This window comes from Kitasatospora phosalacinea (assembly GCF_000716545.1).
GTDB lineage: Bacteria > Actinomycetota > Actinomycetes > Streptomycetales > Streptomycetaceae > Kitasatospora > Kitasatospora phosalacinea.
Genome location: NZ_JNWZ01000223.1, coordinates 1 through 211, shown reverse-complemented (window position 1 = coordinate 211; position 211 = coordinate 1). Strand labels below are relative to the sequence as shown.

The 211-nt window shown below is 62.1% G+C and carries 1 protein-coding gene; it reads right to left on the bottom strand.

Annotated features, from left to right (window positions below):
* On the bottom strand, window positions 1-211 hold a 211-nt coding region (locus tag OO48_RS34240; protein WP_033223669.1), incomplete at both ends, for a non-reducing end alpha-L-arabinofuranosidase family hydrolase.

The window sequence follows — 211 nt, the reverse complement described above, 5'->3', positions numbered from 1 at the left end:
CGCCCCCCGGGCCTCGACGATCATCAGGTACTGGTTCTGGCCCTTGACCTTGTAGACCTGCGGGGCCTCGAAGAGGTTCTTCACGGTGTCGGTCATGACCGTGGTGTACGAAGAGCCGAAGTTGCCGGGGAAGTTGCCGATCGGCATGCTCGCCCGGTAGATGCTGCCGTTGTCACCGGCGAAGAACAGGTACATGTTCTGGTCGTCGGCG